We start from the raw sequence: 24,628 nt of genomic DNA on the forward strand, positions 1-24,628 counted from the left end.
AAAACAGGTGGGGGATGAGAGCAATGGAAAAAGCGGAAAGAAGAGTGAACGGGCCGATGGCGGGACAAGCTCTGGAAAAACTGCAATCGTTTTTTGAAAAGGCGGCAAAGCTTACAGTCCATCAAGCGCATTCACTTTTTTTCTATAAGGGTTTCATTTATGTCGTGATCGGTTTTTTACTTGGACGGGCTTTCATATTATCTGAGGTTCTTCCGTTTGCACTGCCGTTTTTCGGAGCGATGCTTTTGATCAGAAGAGATAAAGCCTTCTATGCTTGTCTGTCTTTACTTGCGGGCGCTTTAACCATTTCGCCGAAACACTCTTTATTGATTCTCACAGCTTTGGCCGTCTTCACTCTATTTTCAAAAATCGGTACATATATCGTGCAGGACCGGGTGAAGATGCTGCCGATCGTGGTGTTTTTCTCTATGGCTGCCGCGAGAATCGGATTTGTTTATTTTGAAAGCGGCGCTTTTACCACCTATGATTATGTGATGGCTGTTGTCGAGGCGGGCCTGGCCTTTATTTTGACGCTGATCTTTTTACAAAGCCTGCCGATTTTCACGATCAAAAAAGTGAAGCAATCGTTAAAAATAGAAGAAATCATCTGTTTTATGATCTTGATCGCATCCGTTTTAACCGGGCTTGCCGGTGTTTCATTTCAGGGAATGCAGGCTGAACATATCCTGGCCCGCTATGTCGTGCTGAGTTTTTCCTTTGTCGGCGGGGCAAGCATCGGCTGTACGGTCGGTGTTGTGACCGGACTGATCCTCGGGCTTGCGAATATCGGGAATCTCTATCAAATGAGTCTGCTTGCGTTTTCCGGGCTTCTTGGCGGGCTGCTGAAAGAAGGAAAGAAAGCCGGCGCCGCAGTCGGATTGGTGATCGGCTCACTGCTGATTTCATTATATGGTGAAGGGTCTGCCGGATTAATGACCACTCTTTATGAATCTTTGATTGCTGTTGTATTGTTTTTGATTACGCCCCAATCGATTACGAAAAAGGTGGCGCGATACATACCGGGCACTGCTGAGCACAGTCAGGAGCAGCAGCAGTACGCGAGGAAAATCAGAGATGTCACCGCCCAGAAAGTAGACCAGTTCTCCAATGTGTTTCATGCCTTGTCGGAGAGCTTCGCCACCTTTCATCAGACGTCTTCCGATGAGCAGGCGGAAGAAGGGGAAGTGGATCTCTTTTTAAGCAAAATCACCGAGCATTCCTGCCAATCCTGCTATAAAAAAAGCAAATGCTGGGTTCAAAACTTTGATAAAACATATGACTTAATGAAACAAGTTATGCATGAAACAGAAGAAAAGCAGTATGCCTCAAACCGCAGATTGAAAAAAGAGTTTCAACAGCACTGTTCCAAATCCAGACAGGTGGAAGAGCTGATTGAGGACGAACTTGCCCACCATCACGCCCATCTGACACTGAAGAGAAAAGTTCAGGACAGCAGGAGGCTTGTTGCCGAGCAGCTGTTGGGGGTTTCTGAGGTCATGGCGGACTTTTCTCGGGAAATAAAACGGGAGAGGGAGCAGCATTTTATTCAGGAAGAACAAATGATAGAGGCGCTTCAGCATTTCGGAATCGAGATTCAGCATGTCGAGATATACAGCTTGGAGCAGGGCAATATTGATATCGAAATGACAATCCCGTTCAGCGGAGGACACGGCGAGAGTGAGAAAATTATCGCCCCGATGCTGTCTGACATTCTTGAGGAGCAGATACTTGTCAAAAGCGAACAGCACTCGGCTCATCCGAATGGCTACAGCCATGTTGCGTTCGGTTCGACCAAATCGTACCGGGTATCGACAGGCGCAGCTCATGCGGCAAAAGGCGGCGGTCTTGTCTCCGGCGACAGCTACAGCATGATGGAACTGGGGGCGAGAAAGTATGCGGCCGCGATCAGTGACGGCATGGGCAATGGGGCGAGGGCCCATTATGAGAGCAACGAAACGATTAAGCTGCTCGAAAAAATTCTCGAATCAGGTATTGATGAAAAAATAGCGATCAAAACGATCAACAGTATTCTGTCTTTACGGACGACAGATGAAATCTACTCAACTCTCGATCTTTCTATCATTGATCTTCAGGATGCAAGCTGCAAATTCTTGAAGGTCGGTTCAACGCCGAGTTTTATCAAGCGGGGAGATCAAGTCATGAAAGTGCAGGCCAGCAATCTGCCGATCGGCATCATCAATGAATTTGATGTGGAGGTTGTAAGTGAACAGTTAAAAGCGGGAGATCTGCTCGTCATGATGAGTGACGGTATTTTTGAAGGACCGAAGCACGTTGAAAACCACGACCTGTGGATGAAACGGAAAATGAAAGGGCTGAAAACCGAAGATCCGCAGGAAATCGCTGATATATTAATGGAAGAGGTCATCAGAACGCGTTCCGGCCAAATCGAAGACGATATGACGGTGGTTGTTGTCCGGATTGATCACAACACGCCGAAATGGGCTTCCATACCGGTGCCGGCGGTATTCCAAAATAAAAAGGAGATTTCTTAATCCTTTCGTATAAATCACTTTCCTTCTGGCGAAGATGGGACTAATCGTATCACCGGGAGGAATGTATGTGAATAAGGGACATTTAAATCAAGTTCTGCTGATTACAGATGGCTGCTCCAATCATGGTGAAGACCCGATTGCAATGGCGGCTTTCGCCAAGGAGCAGGGGATTACGGTGAATGTTATAGGGATTATGGAAGAAAACGCGATTGACCAAGAGGCAATGAAGGAAGTTGAAGGCATCGCCATGGCCGGTGGCGGTGTCCATCAAGTTGTATATGCGTCACAATTGTCTCAGACGGTTCAAATGGTGACGAAAAAAGCAATGACCCAGACGCTGCAAGGTGTCGTCAATCAAGAGCTTAAACAAATCTTAGGGAAAAACGTTGAAATGGAAGAGCTTTCTCCGGAAAAACGCGGCGAAGTGATGGAAGTGGTTGATGAACTCGGAGAAACAGTTCATCTGCAGGTGCTTGTGCTGGTTGATACGAGTGCGAGTATGGCGCCGAAACTGCCGACGGTGAAAGAAGCGCTGATTGATCTTTCCATCAGTTTAAATTCCCGGGCCGGACAAAATGAATTTGCCATGTGTATATTTCCCGGGAAAAGCCAGGAAGTTGAGCTTGTGCTGAATTGGACGCCGAAGCTTGAATCCCTTTCCGCGCTCTTTGCGAAGCTGTCGACCGGCGGTATCACCCCTACGGGCCCCGCTATCAGGGAAGCGACGCAGCAGTTTGAGAGAATCCGCTCAAGAAGGAGCATGTTGGCAGATGATGAACGACGCTTTAACGAGTTTGGCATGTAGTCTGGCACCGGGGACGGCAATTCAGGGCAAATGGAACGGCAAATCCTACAGATTGCTCAAACAGCTTGGAAAAGGGGCTAACGGTATTGTATATCTGGCAGAAGCATCAGACGGACAGGTCGCTTTGAAAATTAGCAGCGACAGCATGTCTGTTACCTCTGAAGTGAATGTCTTAAAATCCTTTTCAAAGGCCCGGTCGCAAACGATGGGGCCTTCTTTTTTTGATGCGGACGATGCGTTTATTCCGCAGCTGAATAAAAATGTCTCTTTTTACGTGATGGAGTACATAGAAGGGCCGCTTCTTCCGCAATATATCAGCAGTAAGGGAGCGGAGTGGATTCCGGTGCTGATGGTGCAGCTTCTTTCCAGCTTGTCAGTCCTTCATCAGCAGGGATGGGTTTTTGGCGACCTCAAACCGGAAAATCTTATTGTAACCGGACCGCCGGCTGCCATCCGCTGCATTGATGTAGGGGGAACGACAAAACAAGGCCGCGCGATTAAAGAGTATACGGAGTTTTACGACAGGGGCTATTGGGGGTATGGAACAAGAAAAGCAGAACCATCCTATGACCTGTTTGCTGTCGCAATGATCATGATCCACTGTGTCCAGAAGAAAGAGTGCAAAAAGTCAGGACAGCCGAAAGAACAGCTTCGTTCTATCATTGAAGGCCACCCGTTTCTGAATAAGTATAAGAAGGTTCTGTTTTCTGCTTTAAACGGCCAATATCCGTCTGCGGAAGCCATGAAGCATGACATCCTGACGGCGGGGCAGAGCGCCGGGAGTAAAAGGAAAGCCGCCGCCAAGCCTAAGCCGCCGCAATCAAAACCGCGGCAGGGCACTGTATCTCAAACGCGGTATAAACCTAAACAAAAACCCGCAAAGCACAATGGTTTGTTTGAAACAACGCTTATTTTAATCAGCGTTCTCGCCCTTTATTTCGCTTACATCGTCTTTTTTCTCATCTAATGCCGGCCGGACGCCTGCGCTCATGCTTCTTCTTTGCTTGGAGGGAATGAAAGTGATAGGATATGTATATCTTTAAAAAACCTGCTCATTGTGAGGGGGACATTGTGAAAAGCGTGGAAGATTTTTTCAAAACATATCATCTTCAGGCGGAGGGAGAAACGATTATTGCCGGGGTCTCCGGAGGCCCTGATTCAATGGCGCTTCTCAGTATGCTGAATAAGCACTTCGGGCATTCTTCCGTTATCATAGCGGCGCATGTCGACCATCAGTTCAGGGGTCCTGAATCTGAAGAAGATATGAAGTTTGTGCAGTCATATTGCGAAGCGGAACACATCCTCTGCGAAACGGTACAGATTGATGTTTCTGCATACGCAAAGAAGAATAAGCTGAACAAGCAGGCTGCCGCGCGTGATTGCAGATATCAGTTTTTCGAAGATCTGATGACAAAACACCAAGCGAAGTTTTTGACGCTGGCTCATCACGGCGATGACCAGGTTGAGACAATGCTCATGAGGCTTGCGAAAGGTACGCTCGGGGCAGGGCTCGCGGGAATGCAGCCCGTCCGCGAATTTGCATCCGGCTGGCTGATCAGGCCTTTCCTCTATGCGGAAAAGGATGAAATCCTAGAATACTGCCGTCAAGAAGGGCTCAGCTACAGAACGGATGAGAGCAATGCAAAAGACGATTATACAAGAAACAGATTCAGAAAGACCGTGCTTCCTTTTTTAAAACAAGAATCACCTGACGTTCATAAAATGTTTCAAAAGGTTAGTGAAGCACTGACAGAAGACGAACAATACTTGCAGTCATTAACGAAAGAACGAATGAATAAGGTTATTACAAGCAAGTCTGACACATCGGTTGAAGTCGATTCCTCTCAATTGCTTGCCCTTCCGATACCTTTACAAAGAAGAGGAGTTCAACTAATATTAAACTATCTTTATGAAAACGTTCCATCGTCGTTTTCCGCCCGCCACATACAGCAGTTTCTGGAATGGGCGGAAAATGGAAGCGCCTCGGGAGTGCTTGATTTTCCGAAAGGGCTGAAGGTGGTCAAATCATATCAGACATGTTTGTTTACATTTGAACAATGGCAATGTGAAAAGGTTCCCTTTGAGCTGCAGCTGCAAGGAGCGGAAGGCGAGACTGCTGTTCTCCCCAACGGCTTTATGATAGAGGTGGCCGATCAGGCTGACCCTCATATCAAAAATGGGAATGCTGTTTTTATGACAAGCAGAAATAAGGTGCAATTTCCTTTAACAATCCGGACGAGAAAAATCGGCGACCGGATTAAACTTAAAGGGATGAATGGCTCGAAAAAGGTAAAAGATATATTTATTGATCATAAACTGCCTCTGCGGGATCGGGACGAATGGCCGATTGTAACGGATGCGAGCGGTGAAATTATCTGGCTGCCTGGCTTGAAAAAATCCATCTTTGACGATCTTGTGATTTCAAACAGTGACCGCATTGTATTACAATATAGACAGCATGAAAAGTGTAGGGGGCAAGCATTAACATGAAACAGGATATCGAAAAAGTGCTGATCTCAGAAGATGAGATCCAGCAGAAAGTAAAACAGCTTGGAGAACAATTAACAAGCGAGTACAGCGACACGTTTCCGTTGGCAATCGGTGTGTTAAAGGGAGCGCTTCCTTTTATGGCTGATCTTATAAAGCATATTGATACATATTTGGAAATGGACTTCATGGATGTATCAAGCTACGGAAATTCCACGGTTTCTTCCGGAGAAGTCAAAATCATCAAAGATTTGGATACATCTGTAGAAGGCCGGGACATCTTAATCATTGAAGATATTATCGACAGTGGGTTAACCTTGAGCTATCTCGTAGAACTCTTCCGATATCGTAAAGCGAAATCAATTAAGATTGTTACCCTGTTGGATAAACCAAGCGGAAGAAAAGCGGACATTAAAGCAGACTTCGTAGGCTTTGAAGTTCCTGACGCGTTTGTTGTGGGTTACGGACTTGATTATGCCGAGCGCTATCGCAATCTGCCTTACATCGGAGTATTAAAACCGGCGATTTATGAAAGCTGATCGGCTGCCTGCTTCCGAGATGGTTATCGGTTGTATTGGAATGATTTTCTATGGTACTATTGAACATAGTTGTGCTTACTGTGGGAGGAGGTAAGGAATGAATCGGGTCTTCCGTAATACCATTTTTTATTTACTTATTTTATTAGTAGTAATCGGGGTTGTGAGTTACTTCCAGACCTCAAACCCGAAAACAGAAAATATGTCGTACAGTACGTTTATCAAGAACCTCGATGAAGGGAAAGTTGATAGCGTATCGGTTCAGCCTGTCAGAGGTGTTTATGAGGTAAAAGGACAGCTGAAAAAATACGATAAAGACCAGTACTTTTTAACACATGTTCCTGAAGGAAAAGGAGCAGACCAGATATTTGACGCAATTAAAAAGACGGACGTAAAAGTTGATCCCGCACAGGAAACAAGCGGGTGGGTGACGTTCTTAACGACGATCATTCCGTTTGTCATCATCTTTATTCTGTTTTTCTTCCTGCTCAATCAGGCTCAGGGCGGCGGCAGCCGTGTCATGAACTTCGGAAAGAGCAAAGCGAAGCTGTATACGGAAGAAAAGAAACGCGTGAAGTTTAAAGATGTAGCCGGCGCGGATGAGGAGAAGCAGGAGCTCGTTGAGGTTGTTGAGTTTCTGAAAGATCCCCGCAAATTCGCCGAGCTTGGCGCCAGGATCCCTAAAGGCGTGCTGCTTGTCGGACCTCCGGGAACCGGTAAGACATTGCTTGCGAGAGCCTCAGCCGGTGAAGCTGGCGTTCCTTTCTTCAGCATCAGCGGATCTGATTTCGTTGAAATGTTTGTCGGTGTCGGTGCTTCCCGTGTGCGTGATTTATTCGAAAATGCGAAAAAGAATGCGCCTTGCCTGATCTTCATTGATGAGATCGACGCGGTAGGACGTCAGCGCGGCGCCGGTCTTGGCGGCGGGCATGATGAACGCGAACAGACACTGAACCAGCTGCTTGTTGAGATGGACGGTTTCAGTGCGAATGAAGGAATCATTATTATCGCTGCGACAAACCGTGCGGACATTCTTGACCCTGCATTGCTCCGTCCGGGACGTTTTGACCGTCAGATTACAGTAGACCGTCCGGATGTCATCGGCCGTGAAGCCGTATTGCAGGTGCATGCGAGAAACAAACCGCTTGATGAGACGGTGAACTTAAAAGCAATCGCTTCAAGAACACCCGGTTTCTCAGGCGCAGATTTAGAAAACCTTCTTAACGAAGCGGCACTCGTTGCTGCCCGTCAAAACAAGAAGAAAATTGATATGCGCGACATTGATGAAGCAACGGACCGTGTCATTGCGGGTCCTGCGAAGAAGAGCCGCGTCATCTCGAAAAAAGAACGCAATATCGTGGCGTACCACGAGGGCGGTCACACCGTTATCGGACTTGTGCTGGATGAAGCCGATATGGTTCATAAAGTAACGATTGTTCCGAGGGGGCAGGCAGGCGGATACGCAGTCATGCTTCCGAGAGAAGACCGTTACTTCCAGACAAAACCTGAACTTCTCGATAAAATTGTCGGTCTTCTGGGCGGACGTGTTGCCGAGGAAATTATCTTCGGCGAAGTCAGCACGGGGGCTCACAATGACTTCCAGCGGGCAACGAACATTGCCAGAAGAATGGTGACAGAGTTCGGTATGTCAGAAAAACTCGGACCGCTTCAGTTCGGTCAATCTCAAGGCGGTCAAGTATTCCTGGGCCGGGATTTCAACAACGAGCAAAACTACAGTGATCAGATCGCTTACGAAATCGATCAGGAAATTCAGCGCATCATTAAAGAATGTTATGAGCGTGCGAAAACCATCCTGACTGAAAATCGCGATAAGCTTGAATTGATTGCTCAGACATTGCTTGATGTGGAAACATTAGATGCGGAACAAATCAAGCATCTCGTGGATCACGGTAAACTCCCTGAGCGCAATTTCTCAGATGACCATCTTCAAAAAGACGATGTGAAAGTAAACATCCTGTCTAAAACAGAAGACGAAAAGAAAGACGAGCCGAAAGAATAGTTCGCTTTCTGATATGAAAACCGCCGGCGTATACCGGCGGTTTTTTTACTGGTTCCGTTTTGTTTACAAAAGAGCCGCAGATCGTGTATGGTATTGTAGAATGTTGAAAATGTTATGATTAGAAACTATTCAAAAGTGGTGATAGAGGTTGTTACTGGTTATAGATGTGGGGAACACCAACACCGTGATTGGTGTATATCATGATGGGGAATTAGAATATCATTGGCGCATAGAAACGAGCAGGCACAAAACAGAAGACGAATTCGGCATGCTGCTCCGCTCCTTATTTGAACATTCCGGACTGATGTTTGAACAGATTGAAGGGATTATCATCTCATCCGTAGTGCCGCCGATTATGTTCTCTTTAGAAAGAATGTGCACAAAATACTTTCACATCGAGCCGCAGGTTGTCGGCCCGGGAATGAAAACAGGTTTAAATATAAAATATGACAATCCGAAAGAAGTGGGAGCTGACAGGATCGTCAATGCCGTTGCGGCGATCCAGCAGTATGGCGGCCCCTTAATTGTTGTTGATTTCGGAACGGCGACGACGTATTGCTACATTGATGAAAACAAACAATACATGGGCGGTGCGATTGCTCCCGGCATTACAATTTCAACGGAAGCGCTGTACTCACGCGCGGCCAAGCTTCCGAGAATTGAAATCGCCCGACCGGACAATATCATCGGCAAAAACACGGTAAGCGCCATGCAGTCCGGCATCCTTTTCGGCTATGTCGGACAAGTTGAAGGCATTGTAAAGCGGATGAAATGGCAGGCCAAACAAGAACCGAAAGTCATTGCGACAGGGGGGCTTGCGTCATTAATCGCAAACGAATCAGACTGTATTGATATTGTTGACCCGTTTCTTACTTTAAAAGGGCTGGAAATCATTTATGAGCGAAATCGCGTGGGTCACATATAGGAGGTAAACGATGGATTATTTAATTAAAGCAATTGCATATGACGGTAAAGTGCGGGCTTATGCAGCCAGAACGACAGATATGGTAAATGAAGCGCAAAGAAGGCATGACACGTGGCCGACGGCATCAGCCGCAATCGGCCGGACGATGACAGCGTCTCTGATGCTCGGAGCGATGCTTAAGGGTGAAGATAAGCTGACAGTCAAAATAGAAGGCGGCGGCCCGATCGGAGCCATTGTCGCAGATGCGAACGCAAAGGGTGAGGTAAGAGCATACGTATCAAATCCGCACGTTCATTTTGACCTCAATGAACAAGGGAAACTGGATGTCAGACGGGCGGTCGGAACTGACGGAACACTCAGTGTCGTAAAAGATTTGGGCTTGCGTGATTATTTTACGGGGCAAGTAGAGATTGTCTCGGGTGAACTCGGTGATGACTTCACGTATTACCTTGTTTCTTCTGAACAAGTCCCTTCATCTGTCGGGGTAGGTGTACTAGTAAATCCTGATAACACGATTCTCGCTGCGGGCGGGTTCATCATTCAGCTTCTTCCGGGGACTGATGAAGAAACCATTTCAACAATTGAAAAGCAATTATCTCAAATCGAACCGATTTCAAAATTGATTCAAAAAGGCCTGACACCGGAAGAAATCTTAGAAGAAGTTCTGGGTCAAAAACCGGACGTTCTCGAAACAATGCCGGTCAAATTTCACTGTTCTTGTTCAAAAGATCGATTCGAAACGGCCATTTTAGGACTAGGCAAAAAAGAAATACAAGATATGATAGAAGAAGACGGAAAAGCCGAAGCGGTTTGCCATTTTTGTAATGAGAAATATTTATTTACAAAAGAAGAACTGGAAGAGCTTCGTGACGAAACAACCCGCTAGCTCTTTAGCGGGTTGTTCTATTTTGTAAAAGGGATGGGGTAGATTTTGAAATCGAGAACACTTTTGACGATTATTGTAGCGGCGCTGTTGGTATGCAGTGTAGCAGTGGCGTATAAGTTAACAAAATCCCAAGCCGCGGGGTCATCTGAAGAATCCATCGCGACAATCGGTGATAAACATATCACACGGCAGGACTGGATGAAAAAGATGGAAGACGAGTACGGAAAATCAACTCTGGAGGATATGATTAATGCACAAGTAGTGGAAGAACTTGCGAAAAAGAATAAACTCACAGTTTCAAACACCGAATTGGAACGTGAATTTCTTTTAATCAAAGCGGTGAATAATTCATTTTATGAAGACAGCCATATTACCGAAAAAGAATGGAGAGACCAGATCCGTTACAACATTCTTCTTGAAGAACTGCTGACGAAGGACATCGATATATCGGATAAGGAAATGCAATCATTTTATAATAAAAATAAAGAACTGTACCATTTCGATGATTCCTACAGAATCAGGCACATTGTCGTCAAAAACAAGGAAGAGGCGGACAGGGTGCTTGCTGATTTGAAAGGCGGTTCCAGCTTTGAAGCCGTCGCCGCTGAGCGTTCCACGGACAGATACACGTCTCAGTACGGCGGAGACCTCGGCTTTGTGACAGAAAACCAGGAAAATATCCCGCAGGCATATATCACAGAAGCTAAAAATCTCAAAGAAGATGAATGGTCCGCTGAACCGATTAAAGTTTCTTCAGGATATGCCGTCATTCAGCTGAAAGAAAAGCTTAAAGCGAGAACTTTCTCATACAATGAAGTGAAGAGCCAAATCAGACGCCAGATCGCGATGGATCAATTAGGTGACAAGGCGACAGTCAAAACGCTGTGGAAAGAGGCGGGGGTCTCTTGGTTCTACGGGGAAAAAAGAACTAAATGATTGACAAAAAATTTTGAAATTGATAACTTATATTTATAATACCAATAAATTTAGTCGGAAATTGAGGTGTCCAACATGGTGCGTATTGCAAATTCTATTACTGAACTAATCGGAAATACTCCTATTGTGAAATTGAATCGCCTGACGGATGAAAACAGTGCAGATGTATATCTGAAGCTTGAATACATGAATCCGGGCAGCAGCGTAAAAGACCGTATCGGAGCGGCGATGATTGAAGCGGCTGAAAAAGAAGGAAAATTAAAAGCCGGCGACACAATCATTGAACCGACAAGCGGAAATACAGGAATCGGTCTTGCGATGGTGGCAGCGGCTAAAGGTCTCAGAGCCATTCTCGTTATGCCTGATACAATGAGTATGGAACGACGCAATCTGCTGCGCGCATACGGAGCGGAGCTTGTGCTGACTCCCGGCGCAGAAGGAATGAAGGGCGCCATTAAAAAGGCGGAAGAACTTGCGGAGGAACACGGATACTTTGTGCCTCAGCAATTCAACAATGCGGCAAACCCGGAAATTCACCGCCAAACGACGGGGAAAGAAATCGTAGAACAGTTTGGTGACGACCAGCTTGATGCGTTCGTGGCCGGAATCGGTACCGGCGGAACCATCACGGGAGCGGGCGAAGTGCTGAAAGAAGCATATCCATCCATCAAAATCTATGCGGTAGAGCCGGCGGATTCTCCAGTTCTTTCCGGCGGAAAACCGGGTCCGCATAAAATTCAGGGTATCGGAGCGGGATTTGTCCCTGAAACATTGAATACGGACATCTATGATCAAATCATTCCCGTCAAAAACGAGGATGCATTTGAATATGCCCGTAAAACGGCAAAAGAAGAAGGGATTCTCGGCGGTATTTCTTCCGGAGCGGCCATTTACGCGGCACTGGAAATCGCGAAAAAACTCGGGAAAGGCAAGAAAGTGCTTGCGATCATCCCTAGTAACGGAGAACGTTACTTAAGCACACCGCTTTATCAGTTTGAATAGAGACATACACACGGCTCCCGGCTGTATCCGGGAGTTTTTTTGTGCCTGAAGTATCGAAAATCCAAAAAACGTTTCGAATTTTATGGTTGGAAGTGAAATTCACTTTTTTCACCAGTGTGATTGCTTTAAAATAAAACTACAGTAAAACGAAGCAGAGGATTGATATGATGGCACAACGCAGACCGGCAGGAAGAAAAATACCTTTTACGAAACAAGCATTTTTACAGCGATATGAAAACCTTTCGAAATCGAGAAAACGGCATGTTCTGCTCGAAAGCGCGAGAGGGGGAAGATTCAGTATAGCCGGTCTAGATCCGATTGCGTCCGTCAGAGGGAAAGACGGAATTACAACGATCAAGCATGATGGAGAAACACTGTTTAAAGAAGGTGACCCGCTGCGGGCCTTTCATGAATGGTTTGGAACGCTCGGAACGGAAACAAACGTTGAGTTTCCGGACTTTCAGGGCGGTGCGATTGGTTTTATCAGTTACGACTATGCCCGATATATTGAGAATTTTAAGATGCTGTCGTTAGATGATCTGGAAACACCTGATATTTACTTTCTTATTTTTGATGATGTGGCCGTTTATGACCATGAGGAAGAGGCGTTATGGCTCATTACCCATACTGAAGCGGAAGAAGCGGATCTTGCGGAAGAAAAGCTGTCCGGCTTAGAGGACATGTGGTGTTCCCTCCAAACGGCGGACGAGCCTTTTTCACCGCTGAATCGGAATGGGGACGGATCGTACGCCGCTCCGTTCACCGAGGAAGGATTTTCACAGGCTGTAGAACAAATTAAACAATATATCGCGAGCGGCGATGTGTTTCAGGTTAATTTGTCCATCAGGCAGTCTCAGTCTTTATCCGTTCATCCGTATGAGGTGTATAAACACTTGCGAAACGTCAATCCGTCTCCTTACATGGCTTATCTCGAGACACCGGGGTTTCAAGTGATATGCGGGTCGCCGGAGCTATTGGTGACAAAGAAGGGGAAGAAGCTTGAAACGAGACCGATCGCGGGTACGCGTTCAAGAGGAAAAGACGATGCTGAAGACAAGGCTTTGGCTGATGAATTAATTCACAACGAAAAAGAACGTGCGGAACACGTCATGCTTGTTGATCTTGAGCGTAATGACCTCGGACGCGTATCGCGCTACGGCTCCGTGCGGGTTAACGAGTTTATGGCGATCGAAAAATATTCCCACGTCATGCATATCGTGTCAAACGTACAGGGAGAGCTGCAGGACGGATATGACGCGACAGACATTATTCATGCGGTGTTCCCGGGGGGCACCATCACGGGAGCGCCCAAAGTGAGAACGATGGAAATTATAGAAGAGCTTGAGCCGACAAGACGGGGGCTTTATACTGGATCTATAGGCTGGTTCGGATTCAACGGAGATTTGCAGTTTAACATTGTGATCCGGACGATCTATGCAGCCGGCGGACATGCTTTTATGCAGTCCGGAGCAGGAGTGGTTATTGATTCGGTTCCGAAGCATGAATACAAGGAATCGTTCAAAAAAGCTTTTGCGATGAAAAAGGCGTTAGAGCTGAGCGAAGAAGAGACAAAAAATCAGACGAGGTGAGCAGAGATGATTTTAATGATTGACAATTATGATTCATTTACGTACAACTTGGTTCAATATTTGGGTGAGCTCGGGGAGGAACTGATCGTCAGACGGAATGACGAGATTACGATTGAGCAGATTGAAGAGCTGGGTCCGGACTTCTTAATGATTTCTCCCGGGCCGTGCAGTCCTGATGAAGCGGGGATCAGCCTCGAAGCCATCAAACATTTTGCCGGCAGTATTCCTATTTTCGGCGTATGTCTCGGGCATCAGTCGATTGCGCAAGTATTCGGCGGCGATGTCGTCAGAGCAGAGCGGCTCATGCACGGCAAAACGTCAGAAGTTATGCATGACGGCCAGACGATTTTTAACGGCCTGCAAAATCCGCTGGTCGCCACCCGGTACCATTCACTTATTGTCAAAGCGGACACGCTGCCGGATTGTTTTACGGTATCCGCTCAAACCAAAGAAGGAGAAATTATGGCAATCCGCCATAATGAGCTGCCTGTTGAAGGTGTTCAGTTCCATCCGGAATCCATCATGACCTCCTTCGGCAAAGAGATGCTCAGAAACTTTATAGAGACACACCGCAAAAAGGAAGTATCGGTGTGATTATATATTTGAATGGTCAATATATAGAGGAGAAAGAAGCGGCGCTTTCTCCTTTTGACCATGGTTATCTGTACGGGATCGGAGCGTTCGAGACGTTCAGGCTTTACAGCGGCCGGCCGTTTCTGCCGGATGCGCATGTCGCCAGGCTCAACAGGGCGCTTCGGGATCTGCAGATTGCATTCGAGGTGAACAAACAGGAGCTGCTTGATATGCTTCGGAGACTGTTGCTTCTCAATGACATAAAGGACGGCAGCGCGCGTGTCCGGCTTAACATCTCGGCAGGCGTCAGCGATAAGGGATTTGCCGCGCAGACTTATGAAAAGCCGACCGTCCTTTGTTTCGTGAACCGGCTCAATCCGGAAACTCTGCCTGTTCAAAAAGAAGGCAGGCTTCTCTCTGTCCGGAGAAATACGCCTGAAGGATCTTTCCGGTTAAAATCCCATCACTATTTAAACAACATGTACGCTAAACGGGAGATCGGGAATGATCCCAATCTTGAAGGGATTTTCCTGACCGGAGAAGGAGATGTCGCGGAAGGCATTGTCTCCAACGTGTTTTGGCGAAAAGGAGACAAGGTCTTTACGCCATCTTTGGATACGGGAATTCTCGACGGTGTAACAAGACAGTTTGTCATTGATGAATTGAAACGGCAGGGGACAAAAGTCACCGAAGGCCGATTCCGTTTTCAATCAATGCGTGAAGCGGATGAAGCATGGTTGACAAACTCCGTGCTTGAAATCATCCCGTTTTCTAAAATAGAGGAAGTGCCGCTGCCCGGAATGAGCGGAAAAACGGTGCAATTGCTCCGTAAGCAGTATCAGCAGGAAATAAACAAAATGAATGTACAGGAGGAGGAACAAAATGGCGCAGCAAACAATTGAACAGCCTAAACTGATTCATACAAAAAAAGGCGCTCTGTCCTATAAAGAGAAGACGCTCGTTATGGGGATATTAAATGTAACGCCAGACTCCTTCTCTGACGGCGGCAAATACGACAGTACGGAAAGGGCGCTTCTGCATGCGGCGAAGATGGCTGAAGAAGGGGCGCATATCATAGATATCGGCGGCGAATCGACAAGGCCCGGCGCATCACTCGTTTCGGCTGATGAGGAAATGTCACGAGTCATCCCCGTCATAGAACGGATTACAAGCGAGCTGGACATTCCGCTTTCAATCGATACGTACAAAGCTTCCGTGGCAGACGAAGCGGTCAAAGCGGGAGCCTCTATCCTTAATGACATCTGGGGGGCGAAAGGTGACCCTGACATGGCGTCAGTAGCCGCCGCACACGGAGTTCCGATTATCTTAATGCATAATCGTATGGAAAGAAACTATAACGATCTTATTCCTGATATGCTTGCAGACTTGATGGAAAGCGTAAAAATTGCCGCAGAAGCCGGCGTCACAGATGAAAACATGATTCTGGATCCAGGGATCGGCTTTGCGAAAAACTATGAGGACAATCTGGCTGTCATGAACAAGCTGGAGGTGTTCAGCGGGTTAGGGTATCCGCTGCTCCTGGCGACATCGAGAAAAAGGTTCATCGGCCGTGTGCTTGACCTTCCCCCTGAAGAACGTGCCGAGGGAACGGGAGCGACAGTATGCCTTGGCGTCCAAAAAGGCTGCGACATTGTGAGGGTGCACGATGTCAAAGAGATCGCAAGAATGACTAAGATGATGGATGCTATGCTGAACAAAGGAGGCGCGCATTATGGATAAAGTATATGTGGAAGGTATGGAGTTTTACGGATATCACGGCGTGTTCGAGGAAGAAAACAAACTCGGCCAGCGCTTCAAAGTAGACCTGACTGCCGAACTGGATTTGAGCAAAGCGGGAAAAACGGATGACCTTTCTTATACCATTAACTATGCGGAATTGTACAGTGTCTGCCGCGGCATCGTTGAGGGCGAGCCCGTTAATTTGGTCGAGACCCTTGCGGAACGGATCGCAGACACCGTCCTTGAGAAATTTGAGCCGGTGCAGCAATGTACGGTAAAGGTTGTTAAGCCTGACCCGCCGATTCCCGGCCATTATAAATCAGTAGCCATAGAAATGACGAGAAAGAAATCATGAACAATACGGCATATATCGGCCTCGGTTCCAATATGGGCGACCGTGAACATTATTTGCGCCAGGCAGTGGCCATGCTCACCCGGCATGATGGCGTGACGGTGTCAAAGATATCCTCTATATATGAAACAGATCCCGTCGGTTATGAGGATCAGGATCAGTTTCTCAATATGGCGGTTGAAGTGAAAACGTCGTTATCTCCTTTTGAACTACTAGATGTAACGCAGAGCATTGAAGTTGAATTAGGCAGAACGAGAGAGATTCGCTGGGGACCGCGGACGGCAGACCTTGACATTTTGCTGTATAATCGTGAAAATATTGAAACAGAGCGGCTGATTGTTCCGCATCCGAGAATGTATGAGCGCTTATTTGTCCTTGCGCCGTTAAAAGAAATATGTCCGCAGGCGGATCATATCACGATAAGCGCTGAAACAAACCAAGAAGGTGTAAGAGTATGGAAGCAGAAATCTGGGGTAGGCGAATTCGTGCATTCAGAAAGCTGAAAGGTTATACTCAAGAAGGATTTGCAAAAGCATTAGGTATATCAGTTTCTATTGTCGGTGAAATTGAACGCGGAAACCGATTGCCGTCAGATGCCATCATTCAAGATGCGGCAGATGTTTTAAATATAAGTGCGGACGAATTGGCCCCGCCTGAAAAATAGACAAATGAAAGGAGGGGAAAAATGTTTAAAATCGGTGATATTCAATTGAAAAACCGGGTTGTGCTTGCCCCTATGGCCGGTGTCTGCAACTCAGCGTTCAGATTGACTGTAAAGGAATTCGGAGCCGGATTGGTATGCGCTGAAATGGTCAGTGACAAAGCGATCCTTTACAACAACGCAAGAACAATGGGGATGCTTTACATTGATGAACGTGAAAAACCGCTCAGCCTTCAGATTTTTGGAGGAAAAAAGGAAACCCTTGTGGAAGCGGCGAAGTTTGTAGATCAAAACACGACTGCTGATATTATTGATATTAACATGGGATGTCCCGTACCAAAGATTACAAAATGTGATGCGGGCGCCAAATGGCTTCTCGATCCTGATAAGATTTATGAAATGGTATCCGCAGTAGTAGATGCTGTTGATAAGCCGGTTACAGTGAAGATGAGAATGGGTTGGGATGAAGATCACATTTATGCGGTGAAAAACGCCCAAGCCGTTGAACGTGCCGGCGGAAAAGCCGTTGCCCTTCACGGCCGCACAAGAGTGCAAATGTATGAAGGCACTGCGAACTGGGATATCATTAAAGAAGTGAAGCAATCCGTCTCCATTCCCGTCATCGGAAACGGTGATGTCAAAACGCCTCAGGACGCGAAACGCATGCTTGAGGAAACAGGAGTTGACGGCGTCATGATCGGCCGGGCCGCACTCGGCAACCCGTGGATGATTTACCGTACGGTGCAGTACCTTGAAACCGGTGAGTTAAAAGACGAGCCGAAAGTCCGTGAAAAAATGTCGGTATGCAAACTGCACTTAGACCGCCTGATTAAGTTAAAAGGCGAAAATGTGGCAGTCAGAGAAATGAGAAAACACGCTGCCTGGTATCTGAAAGGTGTCAGAGGCAATGCGAATGTACGCAATGAAATTAACCAATGTGAGACGCGTGAAGAATTTGTGCAGCTTTTAGATGCATTTACCGCCGAAGCAGAGGCAAAAGAGCTTCAAGATGCAAAAGTAGGTTAATATACACCCTCTATTGCTGCTCACTGCCAGCTTACCGCTGGCAGTTTTTCTGCTTTTTCGTGAAATCAAAATGTAACGGAGTGATACCAATGAGTCAAGAAGAGCAAAATCATGAGGAATTGAACGACCAGCTGCAAGTCAGACGAGATAAAATGAACCAGCTGAGAGAAAACGGCATTGACCCTTTCGGCGAACGTTTCGAGAGAACGCATCAATCTCAACAAATCATTGACGCCTACCAGGAGCTTTCTAAAGAAGAACTGGAAGAAAAAGCGATCGAAGTGACCATTGCAGGCCGTATGATGACAAAGCGCGGAAAAGGGAAAGCCGGCTTTGCGCATCTGCAGGACTTAGAAGGTCAAATTCAAATTTACGTAAGAAAAGACAGTGTCGGCGAAGAACAATATGAAATCTTTAAATCTTCAGACCTCGGAGACGTTATCGGCATCACCGGGAAAGTTTTCAAAACAAACGTAGGCGAGCTTTCTGTCAAAGCGACATCTTTTGAACTGCTGACAAAAGCACTGCGTCCTCTTCCTGATAAATATCATGGGTTAAAAGATGTTGAACAGCGTTACCGCCAACGCTATCTCGATCTCATCGTAAACCCTGACAGCAAACAAACGTTTATCACACGCAGCAAAATCATCCAAGCGATGAGAAGATACTTAGATGACCATGGATACTTAGAAGTTGAAACACCTACGATGCACAGCATACCGGGAGGAGCGTCTGCACGCCCGTTCATCACGCACCATAACGCGCTCGACATGCCTCTTTATATGCGTATTGCGATTGAACTGCACCTGAAACGCTTGATTGTCGGCGGATTGGAAAAAGTCTACGAAATCGGCCGCGTGTTCCGTAACGAAGGTGTTTCTACACGCCATAACCCTGAATTCACGATGATCGAGCTGTATGAAGCGTACGCCGATTATAAAGATATTATGAGTCTTACGGAAAACCTCGTAGCACATATTGCGCAGGAAGTGCTTGGAAGCACCACAATCCAGTACGGCGAAGAGCAGATTGATCTGAAACCTGAGTGGAAACGACTCCACATGGTAGATGCGGTCAAAGAAGCGACAGGCGTAGATTTCTGGAATGAGATGACTGTTGAAGAAGCGCGCGGTCATGCAAAAGAGCATGGTATCGAGATCACAAACTCTATGACGGTGGGTCATATCATCAATGAATTCTTCGAACAAAAAATTGAAGAAACACTCATTCAGCCTACATTTATTTACGGCCACCCTGTAGAGATTTCTCCTCTTGCTAAGAAAAATCCGGAGGACCCTCGCTTTACAGACCGTTTTGAGCTGTTTATCGTCGGCCGTGAGCACGCTAATGCGTTTACGGAGCTGAATGACCCTATTGACCAGAGGGAACGCTTTGAAGCGCAATTAAAAGAAAGAGAAGAAGGAAACGATGAAGCGCATATGATGGATGAAGACTTCGTTGAAGCTCTTGAATACGGCATGCCGCCGACCGGGGGATTGGGTATCGGTATCGACCGCCTTGTCATGCTGTTAACAAATGCTCCGTCTATCAGAGACGTTTTATTATTCCCTCAAATGAGACAACGCTAATAAAAGGGAAGGCGCCGTTTTCTGCTTATCGCAGTACGGCGCTTTTTTAGAAACAAGCCGCTCGTAAAACTTTTTGATTTTCTTTAAAAAAACTATTGCACTATTATTTGTGAGGTGGTATATTATTATTCGTTGCCGCTAAACAAGGCGCTGACGAAAAAAAGAAATTTAAAAAGTTGTTGACTTCAAGAGATTGATAAGATATAATAATAAAGTCGCTTGAACGAAAGACAAAATGATCTTTGAAAACTAAACAAGACAAAACGTACCTGTTAATTCAAAGTTTTAAATAAATCGCACAGCGATGTGCGTAGTCAGTCAAACTACTTTATCGGAGAGTTTGATCCTGGCTCAGGACGAACGCTGGCGGCGTGCCTAATACATGCAAGTCGAGCGGACAGATGGGAGCTTGCTCCCTGATGTTAGCGGCGGACGGGTGAGTAACACGTGGGTAACCTGCCTGTAAGACTGGGATAACTCCGGGAAACCGGGGCTAATACCGGATGGTTGTCTGAACCGCATGGTTCAGACATAAAAGGTGGCTTCGGCTACCACTTACAGATGGACCCGCGGCGCATTAGCTAGTTGGTGAGGTAACGGCTCACCAAGGCGACGATGCGTAGCCGACCTGAGAGGGTGATCGGCCACACTGGGACTGAGACACGGCCCAGACTCCTACGGGAGGCAGCAGTAGGGAATCTTCCGCAATGGACGAAAGTCTGACGGAGCAACGCCGCGTGAGTGATGAAGGTTTTCGGATCGTAAAGCTCTGTTGTTAGGGAAGAACAAGTGCCGTTCAAATAGGGCGGCACCTTGACGGTACCTAACCAGAAAGCCACGGCTAACTACGTGCCAGCAGCCGCGGTAATACGTAGGTGGCAAGCGTTGTCCGGAATTATTGGGCGTAAAGGGCTCGCAGGCGGTTTCTTAAGTCTGATGTGAAAGCCCCCGGCTCAACCGGGGAGGGTCATTGGAAACTGGGGAACTTGAGTGCAGAAGAGGAGAGTGGAATTCCACGTGTAGCGGTGAAATGCGTAGAGATGTGGAGGAACACCAGTGGCGAAGGCGACTCTCTGGTCTGTAACTGACGCTGAGGAGCGAAAGCGTGGGGAGCGAACAGGATTAGATACCCTGGTAGTCCACGCCGTAAACGATGAGTGCTAAGTGTTAGGGGGTTTCCGCCCCTTAGTGCTGCAGCTAACGCATTAAGCACTCCGCCTGGGGAGTACGGTCGCAAGACTGAAACTCAAAGGAATTGACGGGGGCCCGCACAAGCGGTGGAGCATGTGGTTTAATTCGAAGCAACGCGAAGAACCTTACCAGGTCTTGACATCCTCTGACAATCCTAGAGATAGGACGTCCCCTTCGGGGGCAGAGTGACAGGTGGTGCATGGTTGTCGTCAGCTCGTGTCGTGAGATGTTGGGTTAAGTCCCGCAACGAGCGCAACCCTTGATCTTAGTTGCCAGCATTCAGTTGGGCACTCTAAGGTGACTGCCGGTGACAAACCGGAGGAAGGTGGGGATGACGTCAAATCATCATGCCCCTTATGACCTGGGCTACACACGTGCTACAATGGACAGAACAAAGGGCAGCGAAACCGCGAGGTTAAGCCAATCCCACAAATCTGTTCTCAGTTCGGATCGCAGTCTGCAACTCGACTGCGTGAAGCTGGAATCGCTAGTAATCGCGGATCAGCATGCCGCGGTGAATACGTTCCCGGGCCTTGTACACACCGCCCGTCACACCACGAGAGTTTGTAACACCCGAAGTCGGTGAGGTAACCTTTATGGAGCCAGCCGCCGAAGGTGGGACAGATGATTGGGGTGAAGTCGTAACAAGGTAGCCGTATCGGAAGGTGCGGCTGGATCACCTCCTTTCTAAGGATTTTAACGGAATATAAGACCTTGGGTCTTATAAACAGAACGTTCCCTGTCTTGTTTAGTTTTGAAGGATCATTCGATTCTTCGAGATGTTGTTCTTTGAAAACTAGATAACAGAAGTAATTCACATTCAATTAGTAATGCAAGATATCACGTAGTGATTCTTTTTAACGGTTAAGTTAGAAAGGGCGCACGGTGGATGCCTTGGCACTAGGAGCCGATGAAGGACGGGACGAACACCGATATGCTTCGGGGAGCTGTAAGCAAGCTTTGATCCGGAGATTTCCGAATGGGGAAACCCACCACTCGTAATGGAGTGGTATCCATATCTGAATACATAGGATATGAGAAGGCAGACCCGGGGAACTGAAACATCTAAGTACCCGGAGGAAGAGAAAGCAAATGCGATTCCCTGAGTAGCGGCGAGCGAAACGGGACCAGCCCAAACCAAGAGGCTTGCCTCTTGGGGTTGTAGGACACTCTGTACGGAGTTACAAAGGAACGAGGTAGATGAAGAGGTCTGGAAAGGCCCGCCATAGGAGGTAACAGCCCTGTAGTCAAAACTTCGTTCTCTCCTGAGTGGATCCTGAGTACGGCGGAACACGTGAAATTCCGTCGGAATCCGGGAGGACCATCTCCCAAGGCTAAATACTCCCTAGTGACCGATAGTGAACCAGTACCGTGAGGGAAAGGTGAAAAGCACCCCGGAAGGGGAGTGAAAGAGATCCTGAAACCGTGTGCCTACAAGTAGTCAGAGCCCGTTAACGGGTGATGGCGTGCCTTTTGTAGAATGAACCGGCGAGTTACGATCCCGTGCAAGGTTAAGCAGAAGATGCGGAGCCGCAGCGAAAGCGAGTCTGAATAGGGCGAATTGAGTACGTGGTCGTAGACCCGAAACCAGGTGATCTACCCATGTCCAGGGTGAAGTTCAGGTAACACTGAATGGAGGCCCGAACCCACGCACGTTGAAAAGTGCGGGGATGAGGTGTGGGTAGGGGTGAAATGCCAATCGAACCTGGAGATAGCTGGTTCTCTCCGAAATAGCTTTAGGGCTAGCCTCAAGGTAAGAGTCTCGGAGGTAGAGCACTGATTGGACTAGGGGCCCCTACCGGGTTACCGAATTCAGTCAAACTCCGAATGCCGATGACTTATCCTTGGGAGTCAGACTGCGAGTGATAAGATCCGTAGTCGAAAGGGAAACAGCCCAGACCGCCAGCTAAGGTCCCAAAGTATACGTTAAGTGGAAAAGGATGTGGAGTTGCTTAGACAACCAGGATGTTGGCTTAGAAGCAGCCACCATTTAAAGAGTGCGTAATAGCTCACTGGTCGAGTGACTCTGCGCCGAAAATGTACCGGGGCTAAACGTATCACCGAAGCTGCGGACTGTTCTTCGAACAGTGGTAGGAGAGCGTTCTAAGGGCTGTGAAGCAAGACCGGAAGGACTTGTGGAGCGCTTAGAAGTGAGAATGCCGGTATGAGTAGCGAAAGAGGGGTGAGAATCCCCTCCACCGAATGCCTAAGGTTTCCTGAGGAAGGCTCGTCCGCTCAGGGTTAGTCGGGACCTAAGCCGAGGCCGAAAGGCGTAGGCGATGGATAACAGGTTGATATTCCTGTACCACCTCCTCACCATTTGAGCAATGGGGGGACGCAGGAGGATAGGGTAAGCGCGGTATTGGATATCCGCGTCCAAGCAGTTAGGCTGGGAAATAGGCAAATCCGTTTCCCGTGAAGGCTGAGCTGTGATGGCGAGCGAATTATAGTAGCGAAGTTCCTGATTCCACACTGCCAAGAAAAGCCTCTAGCGAGGTGAGAGGTGCCCGTACCGCAAACCGACACAGGTAGGCGAGGAGAGAATCCTAAGGTGATCGAGAGAACTCTCGTTAAGGAACTCGGCAAAATGACCCCGTAACTTCGGGAGAAGGGGTGCTCTGTTAGGGTGCAAGCCCGAGAGAGCCGCAGTGAATAGGCCCAGGCGACTGTTTAGCAAAAACACAGGTCTCTGCGAAGCCGTAAGGCGAAGTATAGGGGCTGACGCCTGCCCGGTGCTGGAAGGTTAAGAGGAGCGCTTAGCGTAAGCGAAGGTGCGAATTGAAGCCCCAGTAAACGGCGGCCGTAACTATAACGGTCCTAAGGTAGCGAAATTCCTTGTCGGGTAAGTTCCGACCCGCACGAAAGGCGCAACGATCTGGGCACTGTCTCAACGAGAGACTCGGTGAAATTATAGTACCTGTGAAGATGCAGGTTACCCGCGACAGGACGGAAAGACCCCGTGGAGCTTTACTGCAGCCTGATATTGAATGTTGGTACAGCTTGTACAGGATAGGTAGGAGCCTTGGAAACCGGAGCGCCAGCTTCGGTGGAGGCATCGGTGGGATACTACCCTGGCTGTATTGACCTTCTAACCCGCCGCCCTTATCGGGCGGGGAGACAGTGTCAGGTGGGCAGTTTGACTGGGGCGGTCGCCTCCTAAAAGGTAACGGAGGCGCCCAAAGGTTCCCTCAGAATGGTTGGAAATCATTCGCAGAGTGTAAAGGCACAAGGGAGCTTGACTGCGAGACCTACAAGTCGAGCAGGGACGAAAGTCGGGCTTAGTGATCCGGTGGTTCCGCATGGAAGGGCCATCGCTCAACGGATAAAAGCTACCCCGGGGATAACAGGCTTATCTCCCCCAAGAGTCCACATCGACGGGGAGGTTTGGCACCTCGATGTCGGCTCATCGCATCCTGGGGCTGTAGTCGGTCCCAAGGGTTGGGCTGTTCGCCCATTAAAGCGGTACGCGAGCTGGGTTCAGAACGTCGTGAGACAGTTCGGTCCCTATCCGTCGCGGGCGCAGGAAATTTGAGAGGAGCTGTCCTTAGTACGAGAGGACCGGGATGGACGCACCGCTGGTGTACCAGTTGTTCTGCCAAGGGCATCGCTGGGTAGCTATGTGCGGACGGGATAAGTGCTGAAAGCATCTAAGCATGAAGCCCCCCTCAAGATGAGATTTCCCATTCCGCAAGGAAGTAAGATCCCTGAAAGATGATCAGGTTGATAGGTCTGAGGTGGAAGTGTGGCGACACATGGAGCTGACAGATACTAATCGATCGAGGACTTAACCAATTTGA

The 24,628-nt window shown here is 47.8% G+C and carries 19 protein-coding genes and 2 rRNA genes; all 21 read left to right on the forward strand.

Annotated elements, in window-relative coordinates; genetic code table 11:
• The first annotated feature begins 23 nt into the window (after window positions 1-23).
• The gene (gene spoIIE / locus L3V45_RS00395; protein WP_004264625.1) at window positions 24-2,513 is read left to right on the forward strand and encodes a stage II sporulation protein E; all 2,490 of its coding nucleotides are present in this window, start codon (window positions 24-26) and stop codon (window positions 2,511-2,513) included.
• Between the two features lie 67 nt (window positions 2,514-2,580).
• Window positions 2,581-3,318: a vWA domain-containing protein gene (locus L3V45_RS00400; protein WP_004264624.1), complete on the forward strand. Its 738-nt coding sequence runs from the start codon at window positions 2,581-2,583 to the stop codon at window positions 3,316-3,318.
• Entirely contained in the window at window positions 3,284-4,285 is a 1,002-nt protein-coding gene (locus tag L3V45_RS00405; RefSeq protein WP_004264622.1) for a protein kinase domain-containing protein, read from the forward strand. The genes L3V45_RS00400 and L3V45_RS00405 overlap by 35 nt, the downstream gene beginning before the upstream one ends.
• Before the next feature lie 104 nt (window positions 4,286-4,389).
• Window positions 4,390-5,808, forward strand: a complete 1,419-nt coding sequence (tilS, locus tag L3V45_RS00410) for a tRNA lysidine(34) synthetase TilS (RefSeq protein WP_004264620.1) — start codon at window positions 4,390-4,392, stop codon at window positions 5,806-5,808.
• The gene (gene hpt / locus L3V45_RS00415) at window positions 5,805-6,344 is read left to right on the forward strand and encodes a hypoxanthine phosphoribosyltransferase (protein WP_004264611.1); all 540 of its coding nucleotides are present in this window, start codon (window positions 5,805-5,807) and stop codon (window positions 6,342-6,344) included. Before tilS ends, hpt begins: the two co-directional genes overlap by 4 nt.
• Window positions 6,345-6,441: 97 nt before the next feature.
• Entirely contained in the window at window positions 6,442-8,361 is a 1,920-nt protein-coding gene (ftsH, locus tag L3V45_RS00420; RefSeq protein ID WP_004264608.1) for an ATP-dependent zinc metalloprotease FtsH, read from the forward strand.
• Between the two features lie 148 nt (window positions 8,362-8,509).
• The gene (locus L3V45_RS00425) at window positions 8,510-9,286 is read left to right on the forward strand and encodes a type III pantothenate kinase (protein ID WP_014304204.1); all 777 of its coding nucleotides are present in this window, start codon (window positions 8,510-8,512) and stop codon (window positions 9,284-9,286) included.
• A 10-nt stretch (window positions 9,287-9,296) separates the two neighbouring features.
• Window positions 9,297-10,172: an Hsp33 family molecular chaperone HslO gene (gene hslO, locus L3V45_RS00430; RefSeq protein WP_004264606.1), complete on the forward strand. Its 876-nt coding sequence runs from the start codon at window positions 9,297-9,299 to the stop codon at window positions 10,170-10,172.
• Window positions 10,173-10,217: 45 nt separating this feature from the next.
• Entirely contained in the window at window positions 10,218-11,108 is an 891-nt protein-coding gene (locus tag L3V45_RS00435; RefSeq protein WP_015388785.1) for a peptidyl-prolyl cis-trans isomerase, read from the forward strand.
• 75 nt (window positions 11,109-11,183) lie between these two features.
• Window positions 11,184-12,110 carry a cysteine synthase A gene (gene cysK / locus L3V45_RS00440; RefSeq protein WP_004264603.1) on the forward strand — a complete coding sequence of 309 codons (927 nt, stop codon included), beginning with the start codon at window positions 11,184-11,186 and terminating at the stop codon, window positions 12,108-12,110.
• A gap of 167 nt (window positions 12,111-12,277) precedes the next feature.
• On the forward strand, window positions 12,278-13,699 hold the full coding sequence (pabB, locus tag L3V45_RS00445) for an aminodeoxychorismate synthase, component I (protein WP_003150675.1): 1,422 nt from the start codon (window positions 12,278-12,280) through the stop codon (window positions 13,697-13,699).
• A 6-nt stretch (window positions 13,700-13,705) separates the two neighbouring features.
• Entirely contained in the window at window positions 13,706-14,293 is a 588-nt protein-coding gene (pabA, locus tag L3V45_RS00450) for an aminodeoxychorismate/anthranilate synthase component II (RefSeq protein ID WP_003150674.1), read from the forward strand.
• Window positions 14,293-15,174: an aminodeoxychorismate lyase gene (pabC, locus tag L3V45_RS00455; protein ID WP_077208632.1), complete on the forward strand. Its 882-nt coding sequence runs from the start codon at window positions 14,293-14,295 to the stop codon at window positions 15,172-15,174. The genes pabA and pabC overlap by 1 nt, the downstream gene beginning before the upstream one ends.
• On the forward strand, window positions 15,155-16,012 hold the full coding sequence (folP, locus tag L3V45_RS00460) for a dihydropteroate synthase (protein WP_003150672.1): 858 nt from the start codon (window positions 15,155-15,157) through the stop codon (window positions 16,010-16,012). Before pabC ends, folP begins: the two co-directional genes overlap by 20 nt.
• Window positions 16,005-16,367, forward strand: a complete 363-nt coding sequence (gene folB / locus L3V45_RS00465) for a dihydroneopterin aldolase (RefSeq protein WP_003150671.1) — start codon at window positions 16,005-16,007, stop codon at window positions 16,365-16,367. The genes folP and folB overlap by 8 nt, the downstream gene beginning before the upstream one ends.
• The gene (gene folK / locus L3V45_RS00470) at window positions 16,364-16,867 is read left to right on the forward strand and encodes a 2-amino-4-hydroxy-6-hydroxymethyldihydropteridine diphosphokinase (protein ID WP_196616193.1); all 504 of its coding nucleotides are present in this window, start codon (window positions 16,364-16,366) and stop codon (window positions 16,865-16,867) included. The genes folB and folK overlap by 4 nt, the downstream gene beginning before the upstream one ends.
• Window positions 16,819-17,028, forward strand: coding sequence for a helix-turn-helix domain-containing protein (locus L3V45_RS00475; protein ID WP_003150668.1), 210 nt, complete (start codon window positions 16,819-16,821; stop codon window positions 17,026-17,028). The genes folK and L3V45_RS00475 overlap by 49 nt, the downstream gene beginning before the upstream one ends.
• Before the next feature lie 21 nt (window positions 17,029-17,049).
• Window positions 17,050-18,051, forward strand: coding sequence for a tRNA dihydrouridine synthase DusB (gene dusB, locus L3V45_RS00480; protein WP_014304210.1), 1,002 nt, complete (start codon window positions 17,050-17,052; stop codon window positions 18,049-18,051).
• An 89-nt stretch (window positions 18,052-18,140) separates the two neighbouring features.
• Window positions 18,141-19,640: a lysine--tRNA ligase gene (gene lysS / locus L3V45_RS00485; RefSeq protein ID WP_014416740.1), complete on the forward strand. Its 1,500-nt coding sequence runs from the start codon at window positions 18,141-18,143 to the stop codon at window positions 19,638-19,640.
• Between the two features lie 328 nt (window positions 19,641-19,968).
• Window positions 19,969-21,518: ribosomal RNA gene (locus L3V45_RS00490) — 16S ribosomal RNA — on the forward strand.
• A gap of 175 nt (window positions 21,519-21,693) precedes the next feature.
• Window positions 21,694-24,623 (forward strand): 23S ribosomal RNA (locus L3V45_RS00495).
• The 16S and 23S rRNA genes sit together here, the layout of an rRNA operon.
• The last annotated feature ends 5 nt before the right edge of the window (window positions 24,624-24,628 follow it).

Origin of the sequence: Bacillus sp. R45 (genome assembly GCF_021729365.1) — a bacterium.
In the GTDB taxonomy this organism is placed as follows: Bacteria; Bacillota; Bacilli; order Bacillales; family Bacillaceae; genus Bacillus; species Bacillus velezensis.